We start from the raw sequence: 18,999 nt of genomic DNA, 5'->3' as shown, positions 1-18,999 counted from the left end.
ACGCCGCGTGGCCCAGCTCGCCGCGCAGGGGCTTACGAACCGCGAGATCGCCCAGTCGCTGTTCGTATCTGTGCGAACCGTGGCCACGCACCTCACGAGCACCTACCAGAAGCTCGGTGTCGGAGGGCGCAAGGAGCTCGTACCCGCGCTCTCAGGCGCGCGGCAGTCCTGACCGCCGTTTCTTGGCGACGTCGACAGATGTCGAAGGTCTCACCGGGGTCCTCGCGGTCGTTACCGGTCATCCACGGACCGTGGCCCTGACCTGGGCTTTCACGAACGACATCGTTGTCATCCGTTCGCGTCGTTAGCGGTCGTCGCCGGACCTCTCGCGGACCAACCGCGGACCGAACGTAGGACCAGTGCGGGTCGGCGGCCTCCGGGCATAGGAGCATCATCGGTCTAGGCCCAACTCGGGCTACAAACGACCCTCCGCGATGGAGGCATCGAACTTGTCGATCACGGTACGGCCGTTCTTCCAGCCCAGGGCGTGGGGGCAGGAAGTGTTGGCGGCCGTGGTGCCGACCCGACGGGGTCGTCGCAGGGCGCAGGACTTGCTCGAGCACCTGCCACGCCGCCGGCCGACGGATGCGGCGGTGGCGGCCGGGGCGGTTCCGCGCTCTGGCCGACGCGATCGATCCGCAGCCGCATGCAGGTCGCCGAGACGCCCATCCATAGACCTGGAGTTGACCCGGTTCGGGAGGCCGCTATGGATGTGCGAGCAGGTTCTTCGGAAGCTCGGAGCGGGAGTGGATCTCCAGTTTCCGGTATGCGTTCGAGAGGTGCATCTCGACGGTCTTGATGCCGAGGAACAGCGACTGGGCGATCTCTCGGTTCGAGAGGCCTTGGGCGGCCATCGCAGCGATCCGTCGCTCGCTGGAGGTGAGACTGTCGAGGCCGGTTGCACCGGGACGACGTGGGCGGGCACCGCTGGCCAGGAGCTCCTGATACGCGCGATCCACCAACGCGGTAGCCCCGCACCGGTGGGCGAGGTCCAGGCCGTGGCGGAGCGGCTCACGGGCATCGGAGCGGAGTCCGGCCCCGCGCAGGGCCGCGCCGAGATCGGTCGATGCTCGTGCGTGCTCAAGGAAGCTGCGTGACTGCGCGAGTGTGGCGACTGATTCCCGGAGGTAGGGGATGCCTTCGCTCCCGGGGGCGGCCAGACCCCTAGCACGTAGCGCGACCCCGATCGCTCGCGGTGTTCCCCACGACCGAGCGAGTCGAAGTTCCTCATCGGCGAGCTTCCGAGCCTGGTTGAGGTCGCCGATCCGCGCCAGGGCAACGGCCGCGGCCGACCGATAAGGAAGCCGGAGGTTCCGTCGTCCGATCGCGACTTCGCGCCGATACACCTCCAGCAGATCCCTCGCCGCCTGTTCTGCTTCACCAAGAGCGAGATGAAGCTGACCGCGGCTGAAGAGGAGATAGTTGCCCGTGAGGCCGTCCGGGATCTCCTCACCTCCCTTCTCGCGAAGGACATCGCGGGCCGCCGCAGATTCGCCCCGCTCGATCAGCGCGTCGATCAGGTGGGCGAGCGGGAGCGGCATGAATATCCCGAACCCCGTTGCCCATGTCACCTCGACTGCTGTGCGAGCATCGGTCTCGGCTTCGACCACCATCCCCTGGCGGTACAGGAGGTCGGAACGGAACGCCGAAGCGCCCGCGAGGCCGATGAGCGATCCCTGAGCGCGGGCCTCGGCGAGCGCGGCCTGACAGAAGCGCTCGGCGAGCTCGAACTCCTCCGCGATGATGGTCGCGTAGAGGGCGTCGTAGAAGGTTGGTGCTCCGACTCCCTGGTCGGTGAGGAGTCCGCCCACGACGGCGCGCTCGGCGAGCGACGCGGCCTTCTTCGGCGACCCTCCCTGGAGCACCTCATGGATGGCCAGGTTGGCGAGGATGAGTCGCTCACCTGGGGTGGCCCCGGCGATGCCTTGATCGACACGCTCCAACCTCTCGGTCGCCTGGGCGAACGTGGCAGGCGACAATCGCGCTGCCGAGATGGCGTCGGCCTCGAGTTGCAGGCGGAGTTCCTGCTCCTCCTCCGGCAGGTCTGCCAGGGCGCCGTCGTAGCAATCGAGGGCCTCAACGGGGGTGCTGGCGAAGATCAGCAATGCATGGCCCAACTCACGGGCGATCTCCGGGGCGTCTTCGTGCGCCTCGCGAAGATGCTCGATCCCTGTCGGGTCGCCGACGCGTATCTCGGCGCGACCGAGGTGGCGGAGAACGATGGTTCGCACATCTGGATCGGGCGGCTCTGCCAGTGCTCGGCGGAGATACTTGACGGCAGCGCTCGAGGCGCCTCCTGCGAGCGCATCTTCAGCGGCTTCCACGAGCGTGGCTACCCGCCAGCTGACGCCAGCGGGATCGGTGGAGAGCAGCTGCACCGCGATGCGGTCTGGATCCGCGCTCGCCTCGTGAAGGAGGGCGGCGGCGCGCGCGTGAGCATCGGCGCGTTGGCTCGGTGATATGCCCTGATACACCGCCTCCTCGACGACGGGATGGACGAACTCCAGCGGCCTGGCTGTTCTGAAGATCTCAGCTGAGAACAGCGCGTCGGCGCCTTCGGAAGCGGATGCATTGTCCAGGCCGGCGAGCGCCGCGGCATGCCGCAGTTCGGCGTCGATCCCGAGGACGGCGACGGCGCGCGCCAGACGGAGGGCGGCGACACCGAGCTGCTCCAACCGCAGGCGCATGCTCTGGGCGATGCCCTCGGGGGCGACGTGCGCCACTCGCGAGGCCGTCGAGGCCGTTGCCGGGACGCGCTCAGACCTGAGGGTCCTGATCAGCTCGTGAAGGAAGAAGGGATTCCCTCCAGTCGCGGCGTGGCACGCGCGGCAGAACTCCGCCGCCGCGTCCGACGCAAGTAGCTCACGAACCAACGCCGTTGTTGCCGCTTCGCTCAGTGGGGCCGGGTGCAGGCGAGCTGCCCGGGGATCGCTCGTGAGCGTCATCGCCAGCTCGCTATCCGTGTTGGGTTCGTCCGTGCGAAAAGCGAGCACGAGCAGCACGGACAGATCGCCCACGCGATGAGCCAGGTACTCCAGGAATCGGAGGGATGGCTCATCCGTCCAGTGAGCGTCGTCGACGGCGATGAGCAAGGGAGTGCGCTCCGCCAGGTTCGAAGTGAGCCAGTACAGGCCATGGATGATGCTGAAGGGAAGATCGGCGGGCGCCGACTCCGCCCTGATGGCCCGCCCATCGGGCGAAAGGATCGGAGCCGCCTGTCCCGCCGCTCCCTTGAACAGGGACTCGCGTGCGCGAGGTCCGATCCTGCGCAGCTCCGGCTCGAACAGCTGCAGGACGACGTTATAGGGGAAGTCACGCTCGAGAGTTCCAGCACGGGCAGAAAGCACCCTCAGGTCTCGCCCCTCCGCGGCCGATCGGACCGCGCCCAGTAGCCGCGTCTTCCCTATCCCCATCGGGCCCTGGATGACACAGAGCTGTCCGGTGCCCCCGCGCGCCCCCTCGACGAGATCGGTCAGCAGGACCATCTCGCCTTCCCGTTCGAGAAGAGGTGTCCCGTGGAATGATCCGGCCGCTGCGTCCGCCATCCTGCGCCGATCGTCCCCGTCACACGGCCGCTGTGCAAGGCCGTCCGTCCTGAGCTTAAGCTAGCTCCCCGGAACGGCACCCATCTGCCCCTACATGTTCAGCCAGCCGACGCGAGCCACCCTTCGGCATGCCGCGCTGACAACACACGCCGACGGTGTCGCACGTTAACGAACGACGGTGGGCGCGAGGATTGGCGTTCGTCCAGAACCCCTCGACCCGCTGCTACGGGCCAGCAGCCAGGGCGGGTCCCGCGACCTGGCGGATGGCGATCCCGCGACTGTCGAGGACCGCGCCGTCCTCGCCGGTCAGATGCACCACGCCGGGGGCGCCGTCCGTGGTACAGGCCTCGATGCGGGTACACGCGTCCACCGCGGTGACCCACACGGATCCGTCCAGGGGCGAGAGCTGGATGTCGAGGAAGTCGGCGAACCCGGCGCAGGGCTCGGAGCACTCACCCCGGTAGACGGGGTCACCGCGCGGGTTGGTCATCGTCGAGACGAACAGCGGATCCTCGTCCAGAGCGTTCGTGGACATCACCACGTAGGAGTCCCAGGGGCGGGTGAAGTCCGTCTCGTCGGAGACGCGAGAGCCGATGAACGTCACCGCGATACGTCCCCGGTCGCCGGCCACGATCGTCGGCAGGGCGGCCTCGCGGAGCCCGGGTGGCCCGAACATGAGCGGATCGCTCCACGTCACGCCGTGATCGGTCGAGGTCGCCAGGTACGGGAGTCGATGCCGCGCGTCGATCCAGACGTAGAAGAGGTTGCCGTCCGCGTCGGCCGCCACCTGCGAGAATGCTGAACCGCTCAGGACGGTCTCGCTCACGACGGACCGCGTCCACGTCGCCCCCGCGTCCTCCGAGACCGCGATCTCCGGCACCTCGAGCTCGACCGTTCCTGGTTCGTCCGCCAACTCGACGCACGTGATCCGTGGTAGCAGGACCCGCCCGTCGACATCGGTCTGCACGTCGCCGGTAAACGCGCTGCACAAGGCGCCGGTGGCCGTGTTGACACCAGCGAAGGGCGGCTCCCCGGTCGGCAGGAACGTCCGGCCCCCGTCCAGACTGTGGAAGCAGCCAGTGTGCGTGATGTGGTTCACGCAGTAATAGACGATCTCGGGGAAGGCTGGATCCAGCGTCGGCCGAGGGACCCCCTCTGGGACGGGACCGGACGTCAACGATGGGCGGTCGTCGATCCCGGTCACTGCGTCGATGTGGACCGTCTCGAAGGTCTCACCCCCGTCATCCGAGAACGACACCTGGGACCCGATCATGGTCAGGTCGACGAGGAAGACGCGGCCGCTCTGGTCCTCCACGTACACGAAGGGGTCGAACGTGAACTGGTGCGCAGCGACGTCCGGGGCGAGCGCCGGCGAGATGTCCTGCCACACGAGCCCGTCGTCGGTCGAGCGGAGCAGCCGGGTGCGGGTCTGGCCCGGGGCGGGGGTGGTGACACCGTCGACGGCCACGGCTGCGTAGAAGGCGGTCCCGGTGGGATCGACGCCGATCGTCGGTTCCTGTGCGTTCCGGCCGACGTCCACGATCTGGAACCTCGGGGGCAGAGCCGCGTGGCCCGTCGGCGTGCTCTGCGGTTCCTCGTCCGGCACAGCGCCCGTCGTCCGCACGCCGTGGTAGGAGCGGCTCGGGTTGGCGTTCGCACCGGGCTCTTGCGACACGAACGTCGCCGTGCCGACGTACCCGGCGCCCCGTGCGACCTCCGGAGTGACACGGACCTCGTAGGTACCCGAAGCACGTGGGATGACGACCTCGTTCATGCGTGTGGTCACTGTCACCGAGCTCGCGACGACCTCGCCGTCGCGGAAGACGTGGAGGTGGAAGCGGTTGGAGGGCTGCTCCCACTCGACGCTCACCCGTGCGCCGCCCTCGTGGGCCTCCCAGTAGGACGGTTCGACGTCCACGGTCAGGGTGAAGTGGTCGCACAGGACGTTGTCCGGATCACGTTCGGGCGAGCACAGGTCGGGACCGAAGAAGGTCCGCATCGCCGCGAAGTGCTGACCGTCCCAGGTGACCTCGGGGTTGTCCGGTCCGATCGTGCCCGCTCCGGGATCCGCTGGACCGGCAGTCACCGCTCGGCCGGGCGGACCGATCGTGAGGATGACGAGGATGAGCGCGCCGAAGGCGCGGCGTGCATGCGTGCGCGGATCGCGTCGTGACGACGACATGGGTTCCCCCCCGAGGCCGTTCGGAACACCCTCCCTCACGGCGATCATCGTCGCCCACCTCCGCGGCGTCAACAGCGTGAGATCAGCTCTTCGAAAATACAGGGGTCGATACAGGGTTCGCCCCGGCAGGATGTGTCCCGTTTCCCGACGAACCCCACCGAGGAGAAGCGGGGCCTCGACCAAGCGACGTAACGCGAGGCCCAGAGATCACGGACGACCGAAGAGGCGCAAGTGATCACTCGGAGGGATGACGCATGAACCGTCGTGTTGCCGCATGCTTCGCGTGCATCGTTCTGCTACAGGGCGTTCCTGCGGTATCGGCCGCGGCCCGGCTCCCGGGGTCGTTCGTCGAGCTTCCCGCAGTTCCTGCGCCTGTCGCCAAGGGCGACCTCGTCCGCGCGATCGCGACGTTCGACGAGGTGCCGACGCGCCAGGACGCGCAAGCGCTCACCCAGATCGGGCTGGGCGTTGTGCCGATGCAGCATCTTCCCCTCGCGGTGGTGGGCGGGCAGGCTGCTGACCTACGCCGCGCTGTCGCTGCCGGACTGGTGCGCGACGTGTACCCGGACGAGGAACTGGAGCGACTCTCGGCGGACTCGTCGGCTGCGATCGGCGCGCCCCAGGCGTGGGACCTGGGCTACACCGGCAAGGGCGTCGGCATCGCCGTCGTGGACAGCGGGATCGACGCCACACACCCGGACCTTGCTAACCGCGTGGTCCGAAACGTCAAGGTTGTCATGCCGGACCCGGCGGAGCTGGTCGAAGGGGCCCCCGAACCGACGCTGTTCGTGCCGTTCGACGACCTGCCCTACAACAACACCGATTCGGATGGGCACGGCACCCTGGTCGCCGGCGCGGCGGCTGCGGACGGAACGGCGCACCCGGGTTTGGTCGGCGTCGCTCCGGGAGCGGATCTGATCGGCTACGCCGACTTGGAGGCGTTCGCCTCCTCGGTCATCGCCGCCATGGATGACATCCTCGCCACCCACGAGCAGTACGGGATCGAGGTTCTCAACCTGTCCTACGGACACCGCTATCGGGTGTTCGACCCCCAGGATCCCTGGAACCTGGCCACGAAAGCGTTGCACGACGCGGGGATCACGGTGGTCCACGGCGTCGGCAACACGCGGCACGAGATGACGATCGGCCATGCCGCGACGGCACCGTGGGTCATCGCCGCAGGAGGGTCCACGCTCGCGGCGGGTCGCTGGGATGACCGGTCAGGTCAGTGCTCGTCTGTATGTGGATCCTCATCCGGGCTGATGTTCGACAACAGCCAGGCGGCTGTGCCCGATGCGGACGGACACGTCCACTTCGAAGGCGACGGACTCGGCCTGTCGCACCCCGACGTGTCCGCCCCTGCGTACACGGTCGTCTCGACCACCACTCCCGCCGGGCTGGGTAACGGGCCGCAGGAGGATCCGGGCGTGAGCCAGCGCACGTACGGCACCTCCTTCTCGGCGCCCCACACCGCGGGCGTGGTGGCCCTGCTGCTCGAGGCCAACCCGGAACTGACACCTGACGTCATCCAACAGGTCCTCCAGGTCACCGCTACCCCTATGCGTGACGGCGCGCCGTTCTGGCAGTCCGGGTACGGCGTGGTCGACGCCGCAGCCGCGGTCGAGCTGGTGACCCGTTCGGACTTCTCCGAGTCGCTTGTCGAACAGCTGCAGGCCGAAGCCGACGCCCGCGTGCTCGCGGCCCGCCCCTACCGGATATTGCGCTCCGACCAATGGACCGTTCAGCGCAACACCCTCGCCGACCCCCAGAACCGCGCGTTCGAGATCGAGGTCGGTGAAGACACCGAGGCGATCCGCGCATCGATCGCCTTCGAACGGGACGGGCTAGGGCGTGGCAACCGCTACGAGTGGGCGCTCGTGCTCATCGACGCGGACGGCAACGAGGTAGCAACGAGCGAGTCCGTGGCGCCACCAGAGAAGGACATGGCCAGCGTTCTGCACGTGGACTTCGAGGCCCGCGACATCGACGCCGCACCGGGCACATGGCGGGTCGAGGTGGTCGGCGGCGCGGACCTCGGACTCCCGGAGGCGGCAACAAGTGCCGTGACGTTAGCCGTGGTGCAGTTGGCGGCGCAGACACCACAGCAACCGCCGGCGCCCGCCTTCGTCCCGACCGGGACGCTCTCCCTCGGGCTGGATGGCGGGACCGGCGGCGCGATCGATTCCCCGGAGGGGTGCTCCTACGATCCAGCCGCTGCCAGGGGTGAGCTGACGTTCGGCGAGCCGCAGGCGGAGTGTCGGGCGGGAGGCTTCGTGTTCGACTCCTTCGCGCTGGACGACGAGCGCGCGGAGTTCGTGTCGGCACCGCTGCCAGCGGACGCGATCGTGGGTGGGCAGGCGACGCTACGTCTCTACCTGGTCAATGATGCACAGCCCGCGATCGCTCCTCCACTTCGGGGCCCTGTCGTTGTCGACATCGATGCGGTCGACGTTGAGGGACGCTTCGTCCGGGGCCTCGTCGAGACGCTCGTCCCGCTGCAACCCAGTAGCGATCCGAGCCTTGGTGAGCACACGCTCGAGATCTCGCCCGTAACGGTGCCGGCCGGATCACGCCTGCGCCTTCAGCTCCGGGTCAGCGGCCTGCAGGAACGGCTCGACGATGCCGCGATGAGGCTGCTTTGGGGCGGGGAATTCAGCGCTTCGGGGCTCGATCTGACGACGGGCACGTTCACTCAACAGGCTGAGATGTGGCATCACACGCTCCTTGAAAGGCCCAGGTCATGACGTCTGCTGCCTGCCCACTATTCCAGCATCGCGCGCTCTGGGCCCTGGCCGCCCTCGTACTCGCGCTGCTCGCGCCTGCCGCGGCTGCCGGGGAGGAGCCCGCGCTGTCGATCCGGCCGGAGGTCGCCGACAGCCTGGCCGCGGCCACGCCTGGTGACGCGGTCGTGGTGCTGGTCACCGGCGAGAGCACCGAGCTGGCGCTCGCCGCGGTCGAGGCGGCGGGCCTGACCCCGGTGGAGGTGCTCGACCGACTCGCCGTGGTCGCGGCCGCCGGGTCGCCCGAGGCTGTGCGCGCGCTGCACGCCCAGCCCGGCGTGCGGCGCGTCGACGCGAACGTCCCGCTGGTCTTCCACGACGACGTGGCTCACCGCGCGACCGGCGTGTCGCAACTGCGCGACACTGCCGCGTACCCCGGGCTGCACGCGCAGCGCCGCCCCGACGCCACGCCCTACGACGGCAGCGGCGTGTCGATCGCGATGGTCGACAGCGGGTTCGACACCCTGCACGAGCAGTTCGTCGAGGACGGCGTGTCGAAGTTCGACGTCCACCTGCGGCAGGCCTGCCCGCTGCCACGCGAGTTCGTCGACTACCTCGCCGGCAACGACCCGTCCCCCGACGCCTGTACGGTGTGGCTGCCCGCACCGCCTGTGGACTTGTCTGGCACCGGGCACGGGACCATCACCGCAGGCGTGGCCGCGGCCTACCCGCGCACCACCCCCAGCGGCGCGCGGATCAGCGGAACGGCGCCGGGCGCGCGGCTGGTCGGGCTCTCAGTCGGCGCCAGCATCGCGATGCTCAACGCCGTCAGCGCGCTGCACTGGGTGCTGGAGCACCACGCCGACCCGTGCGGCGACGGGTCGTGCCCACCGATCCGCGTGGTCAACAACTCCTGGGGGCTGCCATCCGAGGATCCGGACCTCGGGGGACCGCGTCTGTTCGACCCTGACAGCCCGCTCAGCAAGGCGACCACGGCGCTGATCGAGGCGGGCGTCGTGGTGGTGTGGTCCGCGGGCAATTGGGGTGGCGACGGGACGACCGTGAGGACCAACGTTCAAGCCCTGCACCCTCTGCCGGGCATGCTCGGCGTCGGGTCGTTCTACGAAGGCAAGGCTGGTGACCGCGACGCCGCCGTCTCGGCCTTCAGCTCCCGCGGCCTGCGGGGCGACCCGTCCACCTACCCCGACCTGGTCGCCCCGGGGCACCATCACCTCATCGGCTGCGCCCCAACCAGCCAACACTGCAACGCCACAGAGGTGTTGTCGATCAGCGAGGTCAGGGACGGCCCCGCCTACGGGACGTTCAGCGGCACGTCGCTGTCCGCTCCCTACGTCGCCGGGGTCGTGGCGCAGCTGTTGGAGGCCAACCCCTCGCTCACCCCAGGCGAGGTCGAGGACATCCTCGAGGACACCGCCCACCAACGGTTCATTGATGCGGCGCTGCTGGAACCCGACGGCTACACCGACACCACCGGGCAGCTCCGCAGCAACGACGACCACCTCACCTCCTACCACGCGGGGCACGGCCTGGTCGACGCCGTCGCCGCGATCAGCCGCGCCCTCAAGCGGGGGAGCCGCCCTGCGCCCGACGCCTGCCAGGGCGAGCCGTCGGAGATCGTGATCAGCGACCCGCGAGGGGACACGAAAGTCGCCGGCACGGTCGCCCTGGAGAAGCCGGAACACGACGTGGTGAGCGTGACCGCCAGCATGCTGGCGAACCCCGGAGCGTTCACGGTGGTCGTCGCCTACGACGATCTCCCCGCACAGTCGCTGGGGGCGTATACGACGTTGGAGGTGGCCGTCGACGGCTCGTCCGGCGAGTTCGACTTCCTTCGCGACGCCGAAGGCGAACGCTTCCGGTGGGCTCGTCCGTCATCGCTGCACGCCGAAGCATTCGTCGATCCTGACGCGGACACCATCACCTTCGTCTTCCGCTGGAGCGACGGGCTGATCCAGCGCGCAAGTGCGTGGATCTTGACAGCCGAGGGCCGCAGCGCGTCGAACCGCGACTACACCGCAGGCACGTGCGCGGTCTGGCTGCCATGACGGCGTCGGCAGGAGACGGTGGCAGTGCGGAAGCAGTGAGGTCATCGACCAGTCCGGAGGATCCCGATGCGTCACCTCGTCCGTCTGTCCATTCTCGTCGTTCTTGCCACGTTGGCGGCCCTCGGGACCGTGGCCGCGCACGGAGGTGAGCACTGTCGGCTCATCCGGGGCGCGGAGACCCCGGACGATGCCTCCGACGATGTGGAGGTCTGTCGTCAGCAGCAGTGGTTCCACCAGGCGGAGTCGAAGGCCGGGAACGCGGTCGTGCTGGACGGCCAGCTGCCGACGTTCGACACCACGGAGCCGGCCACGTCGGTGACCGGGGGGGCTGGTGGCGGCTACCTCGGGTCGAGCCTGTACCAGCTCTTCCAGGAGCACCCACAGGCGGTCCACCCCGCGTTCACCGGCAGCTTCGACGGCCCGGTCGACAACGCCCTGATCGAGTTCTTCCTCTTCCCGCCCCACCACATGGCTCTCCAAGCGGCGGGTGAGCCCGACGGGGACAACTTCCGCGTCGACGTGTGGCTCTACGCGGACGGGGTCGAGGTCGCATCCCACGTTGACCTCACCGTACCGCTGGAGGCTGGCGGCGATGCGGTGAAGAAGGTGCGGTTCGCGATCCCCGACCTCTACGACGCCCTCGAGTTCAACGGTCTGGACGGCAAGGGAGAGCCCTACGACCTCGAGCTGCGCATCGTCGGCACGGGCATCGCGACCAACGGGGCGCTCTGGGTCTACGACACGACCGAGGTGGCCTCGTCGATCGTCTTCAACGCCACGCCTGAGGAGCTCGAGGGTCTCCCGGGTATGCCGTGGATCCCCCCGGGTACGTCAGGGAACGCGCTGTAGACCGGACAGCGCGCGCACGACGGCCTCGCGGGTCCAGGCATCGACGGTGTCCACGACGTGCGGCAGGTCCCAGGGGGAGAGTCCGCGGTGTGGCTCCTGACCGGTCGAGTGGCGACGTTCCGCCTCGTAGTCGGCGGGATCTTCGCTCCGGTGCTGCTGCTGCAGGAATCGGCCACCAAGCCCTTCTTCACGCCAGCGACCAGCACCTAACCGACCACGTCCCCAACGCACGAGTGCATGAGATCCCGGTGCCGGGCACGCCGCGCCGCTGACCCATCCCGAGGCGCTCGCCGAGGGGGGCACTGACTGAGTTCTTGTCGCCAGTCCAGCAAGTGCACCCACGAGGGGTTCAAGCGCGAGGCTGAACGCCGCGGCGAAACCATCGACAGCGTCGCATCTGCAGCGCTCCAAGCCCTGCGACAGAAGGAGGTCGGTCGCCAGCTGCGTGAGCCGCTGCGCGACGACGAGCAGTCCTGGCTCGAGCTGACGTCGAGTGAGGTCGTCGTCGCCGACCTCGGTGAACCCGTCGGCCGCGAGGCCGGCTTCCCCCGCCCGGTCGTGGTCGTGACCGCACAGGTCCTCCTCGCCCAGAGGCCGAACGTCGTCCACGTCGTGCCAGTCACGTCGACCCGCCGTGGATTCCGATCCGAGATTGACCTCGACCCGAACGACGACAACGGCCTGTCCGAGCCGTCGGCCGCGCAGTGCCAGCACCTTCGCGCCGTCTCGACCGACCCGCCTGGGCGACTCCCTCGGCACGGTCGGCCCGGCGGCGTTGGGCCAGATCCGCGAAGTACTGGCCGACCTGCTCGACCTCTGACCGGAGGCGCTTCCGGTGCGTTACGCATCCGGAAGTAGCGCTTCCGAGCCTCGCTGCGTGCGGTACGAGCGTGCGGTACCGCACACCCGCGACGGGCGGCAGCACCATGTTCGGCACCACTGCACTGGTCACCGATTGCACTACTACGCCTCGGTCTGGAGGGCGGCGTGTCGATCCGAGCGCTGGCACGACTATCTGGGCACGGCGACCCCGGCTTCACGCTCTAGACGTACACAGCCGTTGATGCCGGAGAGCGCGGACCAGACGAGGCTCGGCAACGCGTTCGGACGGCGCTCTCGCGCGGACCAACCGCGGACCAACGAGTAGTCGACTCACGGATTCGGGCTGCTAGGGGCCTCTAGATGCGGAAATCTGCACTACTACCCGTAGATGTCAAATGTCGAAGTAGAGGTCGAACTCGTAGGGGTGGGGGCGCAGACCCATCTGCGCCACCTCGGAGTCCATCTTGTACTCCACCCACGTCTCGATCAGGTCCTCGGTGAACACGCCGCCCTCGAGGAGGAAGTCGTGGCTGTCCTCCAGCGCCGCGAGCGCCTCCTCGAGCGACCGGGGGACGCCGGGCAGGTTGCGCAGCTCCTCTGGCGGCAGGTCGTAGATGTCCTTGTCCACCGGGTCGGGTGGCTCGATCTTGTTGCGCACGCCGTCGAGGCCCGCCATCAGCATCGCGGAGAAGGCCAGGTAGGGGTTGCACGACGGGTCGGGGATGCGGAACTCGATGCGCTTGGCCTTGGGGTTCGAACCCGTGATCGGGATGCGGCACGCTGCCGAGCGGTTGCGGTTGGAGTAGACGAGGTTCACCGGCGCCTCGTACCCGGGCACGAGACGGCGGTACGAGTTCGTCGTCGGGTTCGTGAACGCGAGCACCGATGAGGCGTGCTCGAGCAATCCACCGATGTACCACCGCGCTGTGTCCGACAGCTGGGCGTAGCCCGCCTCGTCGTAGAACAGCGGCTCACCGTCCTTCCACAGCGACTGGTGCGTGTGCATCCCCGACCCGTTGTCCATGAAGACCGGCTTGGGCATGAACGTGACCGTCTTGCCCGCCTCCCATGCGGTGTTCTTGATGACGTACTTGTAGGTCATCAGCTTGTCGGCGACGCGCGCGAGCGTGTCGAACTTGATGTCGATCTCCGCCTGACCAGCGGTGCCAACCTCGTGGTGCTGGACCTCGACCTCGATGCCGGCGCGCTCGAGGTTGTGCACCATCTCCGACCGCAGGTCCTGGAAGTGATCCATCGGCGAGGTCGGGAAGTAGCCCTGCTTGTAGCGGATCTTGTAGCCCTTGTTGCCCCCCTCCTCGTCACGCCCGGTGTTCCACGCGGCTTCGATCGAGTCGAGGTGGAAGTACGACTCGTGCTGGTTGGTGTCGAAGCGCACCCCATCGAAGATGAAGAACTCCGCCTCCGGCCCCATGTAGACCGTGTCGGCGATGCCGGTCGCCTTCAGGTGCGCCTCGGCCTTGCGCACGATGTTGCGCGGGTCACGCGAGTACGCCTCGCCGGTCACGGGGTCGTGGACGTGGCAGTAGATCTGGAGTGTCTTGCGATCGCGGAAGAGGTCCTCCGCGGCGGTCGTGGGGTCCGGCAGCAACAGCATGTCGGATTCCTGGATCCCCTGGAACCCGCGGACGGACGAGCCGTCGAAGTACAGGCCGTCGCTGAAGATGTCGGCGCTGAACTGGCTGACCGGGATCGAGAAGTGCTGCACGAGGCCTGGGAGGTCGACGAACCGCAGGTCGATGAACTCGTAGCCCTCGTCGCTGACGAGCTTGACGACGTCGTCCGGGGTCTCTGAGCTGCCCAACGTTGCTCCTTCGTTCCGCTGCTGGGGTGTGTTCGCTGCTCGGTGGTAGTACCGGTCCGTCCGGGCCCGGGCCCTCGGCTCGTCACCCTAGGCGCGTCGGCAGGAGGTGGGCGGAGCGCCACACCGACGCGTCCCGCGCACGCGGCGCGGGCCGCGGTTGGGGCTCGGTAGGCGCTCCGCCCGGTTTCCTGGCGTCGGAACGCGCTGGGGTTCGGTGCATCGCACCCGGCCGTCCGGACGCGCGGGACGCTACGGGGATGCGGTTACCCAGCCGTTGCTCTGCTGTTTCGGCACTGTTACAGGCGCGATCCTCTCGTGGCATCGCGATCGCCACGGGCCCCCCTCACACTCCGGCCCGGGTGTCGAGGGACACGCTAGCCAAAGGGTGCCGGTCGAGGGAACCCGGATGTGCGAACCCGTCGATCGACGGGCGGCGGGCGCCCGTTAGCCTCGTCGCGTCCGAGCCGACCGACACACCCCGAGGTGAACGGTGCCCGCCAAGCCGCTCGTCACGCTGCTCGCGCAGGACGCCCCCCCGCCGCCCGTCGATCCCACCCTGTTCGGGGCCTGTGGCGAGGAACCGACGCTGCTCTGCGAATGGGTCTTCGGGCAGACCAACAGCGAGGGATGGTCGAAGGCGGCCGACTTCCTCCTCGGACGTCCGCTCAAGGTCGTGTTCGTCCTCGTCCTGGCGTGGTTCGTGAACCGCCTGATCCGCCGCGCCATCAAGCGCTTCGTGCAGGAGATGCAGGAACCCCAGACGCGCCAGCGGCTGGGCACGCTGAAGCGACGTGCACGGCTGGACGCGCTCTCCAGTGGACGGCTCCCCAGCGTCCGGCAAGCGCAACGCGCGGAGGCCATCGGGGCGCTACTGAGGTCGGCGTCCTCCGTGCTCGTGTGGGGCTTCGCCATCCTCATCGTGCTCGGCACCTTCGAGATCGAGCTCGCCCCGCTGATCGCCGGTGCGGGGATCGTCGGTGTGGCGCTGGGCTTCGGCGCCCAGAACCTCGTGCGCGACTTCCTCTCCGGCATCTTCATGCTCGTCGAGGACCAGTACGGCGTCGGCGACGCGGTCGACGTCGGCGACGCGATCGGGATCGTCGAGGGCCTCAGCCTACGCACCACCAGGGTCCGCAGCGTCGACGGGGTGCTCTGGCACGTGCCCAACGGCGAGATCCGCCGCGTCGGCAACATGTCCCAGGGCTGGTCACGCGCGCTGCTCGATATCGAGGTCGCCTACGACACCGACATCGAGCTGGCGAAGGGCGTCATCAAGGACGTCGCCGACGTCTACCGCGAGACCGAGGCTGGCACGGAGCTCGTTCTCGAGGAGCCGGAGGTCTGGGGCGTGGAGAACCTCGGTGCTGACGGGATCGCGATCCGGCTGGTCGTCAAGACCGTGCCGCTCAAGCAGTGGGAGGTCGCACGCGAGCTACGCCAGCGCCTCAAGGCGGCGTTCGACGAGGAGGGCATCGAGATCCCCTTCCCGCAGCGCACGATCTGGGTCCGGGGCGAGGGCGGGGCGCTGCCCGGGACGGACGGCGACCAGCCAGGAGAATGACCGGGGCAACCAGATCAGCCTGAGGCCGTTACCCGCCACGACTCCTCGACGCGTTCGCGGATGGCCTCGGCGGCGAGCATCTCGACGATGTCCCCGTTGGCGTCGAACCGGAAGCAGTCGGCGAGCGCATCCCACTGCTCGTAAGCGAGTCGGACGTAGCCAGGCGGACGCTCCTGGCCGAGGTGCACCCGGTAGGTGCACTTCCACTGGTCGTAGTACTCGCACAGCAAGGGGCGCTCAGGCTGGTCGTACACGCCGCAGCGGCGTCCTTGGAGGTGGCGGCAGCGTGTGCGCACGACCAGCGACCAGGCCTGGTCGGTGATCCCGACCTCGATGCCCGGGAACCCCAGCGCGAAGCGGAGGTAGTCGAGGTTGCTGCGCGTGGCCGGGGCAGGGTACGGGAACACCAGTGCGGTGCAGCACCACGCTTCGCAGTCATCGCAGGGGTCGTCGAGGTCCTCGAGGGCGAGCGGCAGCGCTCGCCGCCCCGAAGCCCCGGTGCCGGTCGCCAGCGCTCGCCACCTGTCGCGGACGGGATCGCCCGAGGGAGGATCGGACGGGGAAGACGCAGGTACCTCGGGGGCGACGGCCGTTACCGTGGCGTGGAGTTCGCCCCATTCGGGGCCCTGGACGAGGATGCCGTCGCCGTCGAAGGCCAGGAGCTCGATGATCGCTTCGATCCGGGGGCGGTCGATGCGTAGGTGGGCGTCGGTCTCGGAGGTCGTGAGGGTCCGCCGGTACCAGCAGGCGTGGGGGTTGTAGGTCTTACAGATCTGGGGCTGCTCGACCTCCCCATGCACGCCGCACGAGTAGTCGTCGCGGTCGAGGTGCCGGCACGGGTAGCGGTAGGCGACCGACCAATCGCCGCTCGAGGCGAGACCGAGTTCGATGCGGTCGAAGTTCAGCAGGTAGACCGCGTGATCGAGGTCCAGCCTGGTACCGATGCGGAAGGTGTGGAGTGGCAGGTACGTGCAGCAGGGCGAGGTCGGGCACACCTCGCACGGAGAGGGCCCGTCTCGGTACCCCGACCGCACCACAGGCAGCTCCACGACGCTGTCGGTGAGGCTGCGCCATGGCGTGGCGCTCGCGGCGGCGTCGCACCCTGCGCCCCTCACGCGCCGACCTCCTCCAGGAGCTGCGCCAGCGCCCCCACCGGAGCGGGTCCGACCGCCTCGTAGATGACCTCGTGCAGGATCCCGTCGATCCGTGCAGTGACGACCGCGAAGGTGCCATCCTCGACCGTCGGATCGGCCTGGTAGGGAGGCTGACTGGCGAAGTCCGAACGCGTGAGGGTCTCGCGAACTCGGGTGACCACACCGGTGTCGACGGTCGTGGTCGGATCGGCGGGCAGGTCGGTATCGAACGGCGTGTAGGGGTCGCTCGTGTCGCCTGAGTGGCGCGCCACGAAGAGGCGGCCGTCCTCCATCAGGACCCAGCGGTAGTTGATGCCTGGATGTGGTCCGCGGTTTATGAACTGGAAGCGCACTAGCGCGTCGTCCGGAAGTTGGCTCGTGTCGCGGTTCTGGAGCCGTACGTCGAGCTCGTCGGGGATGGGGCCCGCGATCAGGTCCTCGCTCACCTCGACACCTGGGCTCGTGACTGGCACTGGGGACGACGTGTCGACGTCGCCGTTGGAACAGGCACCGATGACGGCGAGCGAGACCACGAGCACGAAGACGCCGCGTCGCCATCGCCGTAGTGCCACGGGGCGGCTCCCATCCTCATCCTTGGATCTTCCAGTCGTTGTAGCCGAACGGCGGCTTCGGCACGGGTGCCTTCAGGGTCGTCTCGGCGAGTGCGGACCACATCGTCACGTAGTGGTGGACGCGGATATCGTCGCCGAAGTGCATCACGCCGCCGCTCGCAACGTCCCCTCGCTTGACGGTCTGGTCGGCGTAGTCCTGGCCGAAGTGCTGCTTGACCAGCCCGTGGTGCGTGGCGACCTTGCCCGGAGTGCCCTGGTACTCGTCGCCGAGCCCCAGCATGTGGCCGAACTCGTGCGTGATCGTGTTGAACGTGTTCTTCCACGTCGGATCGATAGACGGCGTGATGGTCGCCTTCCGCCACTTGGGGCCCGGCCCGGCGCCCCTCTCGCCCCGCGGCACCACGACGATGGTGTGGTTGGTGAGCCCCTTCGATGACAGGTAGTCGGCGACGGCGCGGGCGCGCCGCTCCGACAGCTTGAAGTTGTACTTGGCCGCCCCGTCCGTGGAGGCCCAGCCTTCCACCGTCAGCGTGACCGGTGGCCGGTTGACACGCCGGAGGTACTCCGCGAGGAAGTCGAGCTTGGGTGCGACCGCCGCCGGCACATGGTCGGCGTCGAGTCCGAAGTCGATCGTCTTGGGCGTGATGCGCTCGATGCGGGCGATCTCGCCAGCGGCGGTGACGGGGTTGAACGCCTGCGACGGCGCCATGTCGTCCTCGAACAGCTTGGTGACACCCTTGTGGACCTCCGCTCCGCCCGTCCCCTTGTGGAAGCGAACCGTGAAGTGCTGGTCGGTCTTCACGGGTGTGACCCGGACGTTCACGTTCACGGGGTTGAGCGCCGGGCCCCAGATGCTCTTCGGCTCGCGAACGTTGTGGATCGGGTGCTGTCCGGACCAGGCGGGGCCCGCCTGTGCCATGAACTTGAACGGGTAGATGAGCCGGTCCATCAGCCCCCAACCCGCGCCGACGAAATCGAACTTGACCTTGACGTTGATGTCGAGCAGGCGGGCGCTTGGGATGTAGGTCACGTCGAACTTGCCGTTGATGCCCTTGGTGAAGCCGGGGAACGTGTAGCTCTTGGCCGTGAAGGCGATCAGGTCCTTCTTGGCCTGCTCTTCGATCAGCGCTTCCTCGTCGGCGGGGCCAGCCTCGGGACCCGGGCCGACCTTCGAGCCGGCCTTGGTCCCGCCTCCGAGCGCGCCTCCGAGGCCGCCACCGAACGGATCGAGCTTCGGGTTGGACTTGGCCCCACCGAACCCACCCCCGAAGGGGCCACCGAAGCCGCCTCCGAACGGGTCCCCGAAGGTGCTCCCGGACGGGTCGAGCTTGGCGGCGGACCCGCCCTTCTGGCGTTGCACATCCGTCCGTTCGAACGCCCCGCCCGGTCCCCAACCGACGTACCCGCCCGTGCGGCGCACATCGGGCAGGACGCGGACGTCACCTCTGAGGCTGCCGGCGCTGCGTGGCCGGGCAGATAGCAGGCGCTGGACGGCGCGGTTACCGGCGTGCTCCTGCAAGGCGCTGAGCGATACCCGGTCGTGGGGTAGCTCCTCGACGGAGGCGAAGACCCCGAGAGAGGTCTCCGAGGGAACCGCCGTGACCGATCGTCGCGGCAGCTCGACCGCGCTCCGGTGGGGCGCGGTCCCGGGTTCACGTCCCTTCGATCTCGACATGACGACCCCCTACGCCAGAGAGAAGCACACGGGGAGTAGGGCGACCAGGGGC

Annotated in this window: 11 protein-coding genes and 1 pseudogene; 6 read left to right on the top strand and 6 right to left on the bottom strand. The window is 68.6% G+C overall.

Annotation, left to right across the window (positions count from 1 at the left end; genetic code table 11):
* A partial coding sequence (locus tag KY469_19070; protein ID MBW3665200.1) for a helix-turn-helix transcriptional regulator occupies positions 1 to 172 on the top strand: 172 nt, incomplete at its 5' end.
* A gap of 532 nt (positions 173 to 704) precedes the next feature.
* Here the strand turns inward: KY469_19070 and KY469_19065 are convergent.
* The gene (locus tag KY469_19065; protein ID MBW3665199.1) at positions 705 to 3,485 is read right to left on the bottom strand and encodes an AAA family ATPase; all 2,781 of its coding nucleotides are present in this window, start codon (positions 3,483 to 3,485) and stop codon (positions 705 to 707) included.
* Between the two features lie 283 nt (positions 3,486 to 3,768).
* Positions 3,769 to 5,775, bottom strand: coding sequence for a glycoside hydrolase (locus KY469_19060; protein MBW3665198.1), 2,007 nt, complete (start codon positions 5,773 to 5,775; stop codon positions 3,769 to 3,771).
* A 206-nt stretch (positions 5,776 to 5,981) separates the two neighbouring features.
* Between KY469_19060 and KY469_19055 the strand changes: the two genes are divergently transcribed.
* The 4 genes and pseudogenes from KY469_19055 (at position 5,982) to KY469_19040 (ending at position 12,182) form a co-directional block, all read left to right on the top strand.
* Positions 5,982 to 8,471, top strand: a complete 2,490-nt coding sequence (locus KY469_19055) for a S8 family serine peptidase (protein ID MBW3665197.1) — start codon at positions 5,982 to 5,984, stop codon at positions 8,469 to 8,471.
* Positions 8,468 to 10,513: a S8 family serine peptidase gene (locus tag KY469_19050; GenBank protein MBW3665196.1), complete on the top strand. Its 2,046-nt coding sequence runs from the start codon at positions 8,468 to 8,470 to the stop codon at positions 10,511 to 10,513. Before KY469_19055 ends, KY469_19050 begins: the two co-directional genes overlap by 4 nt.
* A 66-nt stretch (positions 10,514 to 10,579) precedes the next feature.
* Positions 10,580 to 11,362, top strand: a complete 783-nt coding sequence (locus KY469_19045) for a hypothetical protein (GenBank protein MBW3665195.1) — start codon at positions 10,580 to 10,582, stop codon at positions 11,360 to 11,362.
* A 483-nt stretch (positions 11,363 to 11,845) separates the two neighbouring features.
* Positions 11,846 to 12,182 (top strand): annotated as a pseudogene (locus KY469_19040) (type II toxin-antitoxin system PemK/MazF family toxin).
* Between the two features lie 393 nt (positions 12,183 to 12,575).
* Here the strand turns inward: KY469_19040 and glnA are convergent.
* Complete coding sequence (gene glnA, locus KY469_19035) at positions 12,576 to 14,006, bottom strand: type I glutamate--ammonia ligase (GenBank protein MBW3665194.1); 1,431 nt, start codon at positions 14,004 to 14,006, stop codon at positions 12,576 to 12,578.
* Between the two features lie 490 nt (positions 14,007 to 14,496).
* Between glnA and KY469_19030 the strand changes: the two genes are divergently transcribed.
* On the top strand, positions 14,497 to 15,567 hold the full coding sequence (locus tag KY469_19030; protein MBW3665193.1) for a mechanosensitive ion channel family protein: 1,071 nt from the start codon (positions 14,497 to 14,499) through the stop codon (positions 15,565 to 15,567).
* A 14-nt stretch (positions 15,568 to 15,581) separates the two neighbouring features.
* Here the strand turns inward: KY469_19030 and KY469_19025 are convergent, their stop codons facing one another.
* From KY469_19025 to KY469_19015, 3 genes are read right to left on the bottom strand one after another with little or no spacing between them, the layout of a single operon-like run.
* The gene (locus KY469_19025; GenBank protein MBW3665192.1) at positions 15,582 to 16,682 is read right to left on the bottom strand and encodes a hypothetical protein; all 1,101 of its coding nucleotides are present in this window, start codon (positions 16,680 to 16,682) and stop codon (positions 15,582 to 15,584) included.
* On the bottom strand, positions 16,679 to 17,272 hold the full coding sequence (locus KY469_19020; protein MBW3665191.1) for a hypothetical protein: 594 nt from the start codon (positions 17,270 to 17,272) through the stop codon (positions 16,679 to 16,681). Before KY469_19020 ends, KY469_19025 begins: the two co-directional genes overlap by 4 nt.
* Positions 17,273 to 17,288: 16 nt before the next feature.
* A complete protein-coding gene (locus KY469_19015; protein ID MBW3665190.1) occupies positions 17,289 to 18,947 on the bottom strand; it encodes an OmpA family protein in 1,659 nt (552 codons plus the stop codon).
* Between the last annotated feature and the right edge of the window lie 52 nt (positions 18,948 to 18,999).

This window comes from Actinomycetota bacterium (assembly GCA_019347575.1).
Lineage (GTDB): Bacteria > Actinomycetota > Nitriliruptoria > Nitriliruptorales > Nitriliruptoraceae > JAHWKY01.
Note: the sequence above shows the minus strand (reverse complement) of the source record. Positions and strands in the feature narration are given on the sequence as shown.

Excerpts from the sequence above, each read along its gene's own strand:
- KY469_19065 (MBW3665199.1), bottom strand. The coding sequence starts at position 3,485 with ATGGTCCTGCTGACCGATCTCGTCGAGGGGGCGCGCGGGGGCACCGGA.
- KY469_19060 (MBW3665198.1), bottom strand. The coding sequence starts at position 5,775 with ATGATCGCCGTGAGGGAGGGTGTTCCGAACGGCCTCGGGGGGGAACCC.
- KY469_19055 (MBW3665197.1), top strand. The coding sequence starts at position 5,982 with ATGAACCGTCGTGTTGCCGCATGCTTCGCGTGCATCGTTCTGCTACAG.
- KY469_19050 (MBW3665196.1), top strand. The coding sequence starts at position 8,468 with ATGACGTCTGCTGCCTGCCCACTATTCCAGCATCGCGCGCTCTGGGCC.
- KY469_19045 (MBW3665195.1), top strand. The coding sequence starts at position 10,580 with ATGCGTCACCTCGTCCGTCTGTCCATTCTCGTCGTTCTTGCCACGTTG.
- KY469_19015 (MBW3665190.1), bottom strand. The coding sequence starts at position 18,947 with ATGTCGAGATCGAAGGGACGTGAACCCGGGACCGCGCCCCACCGGAGC.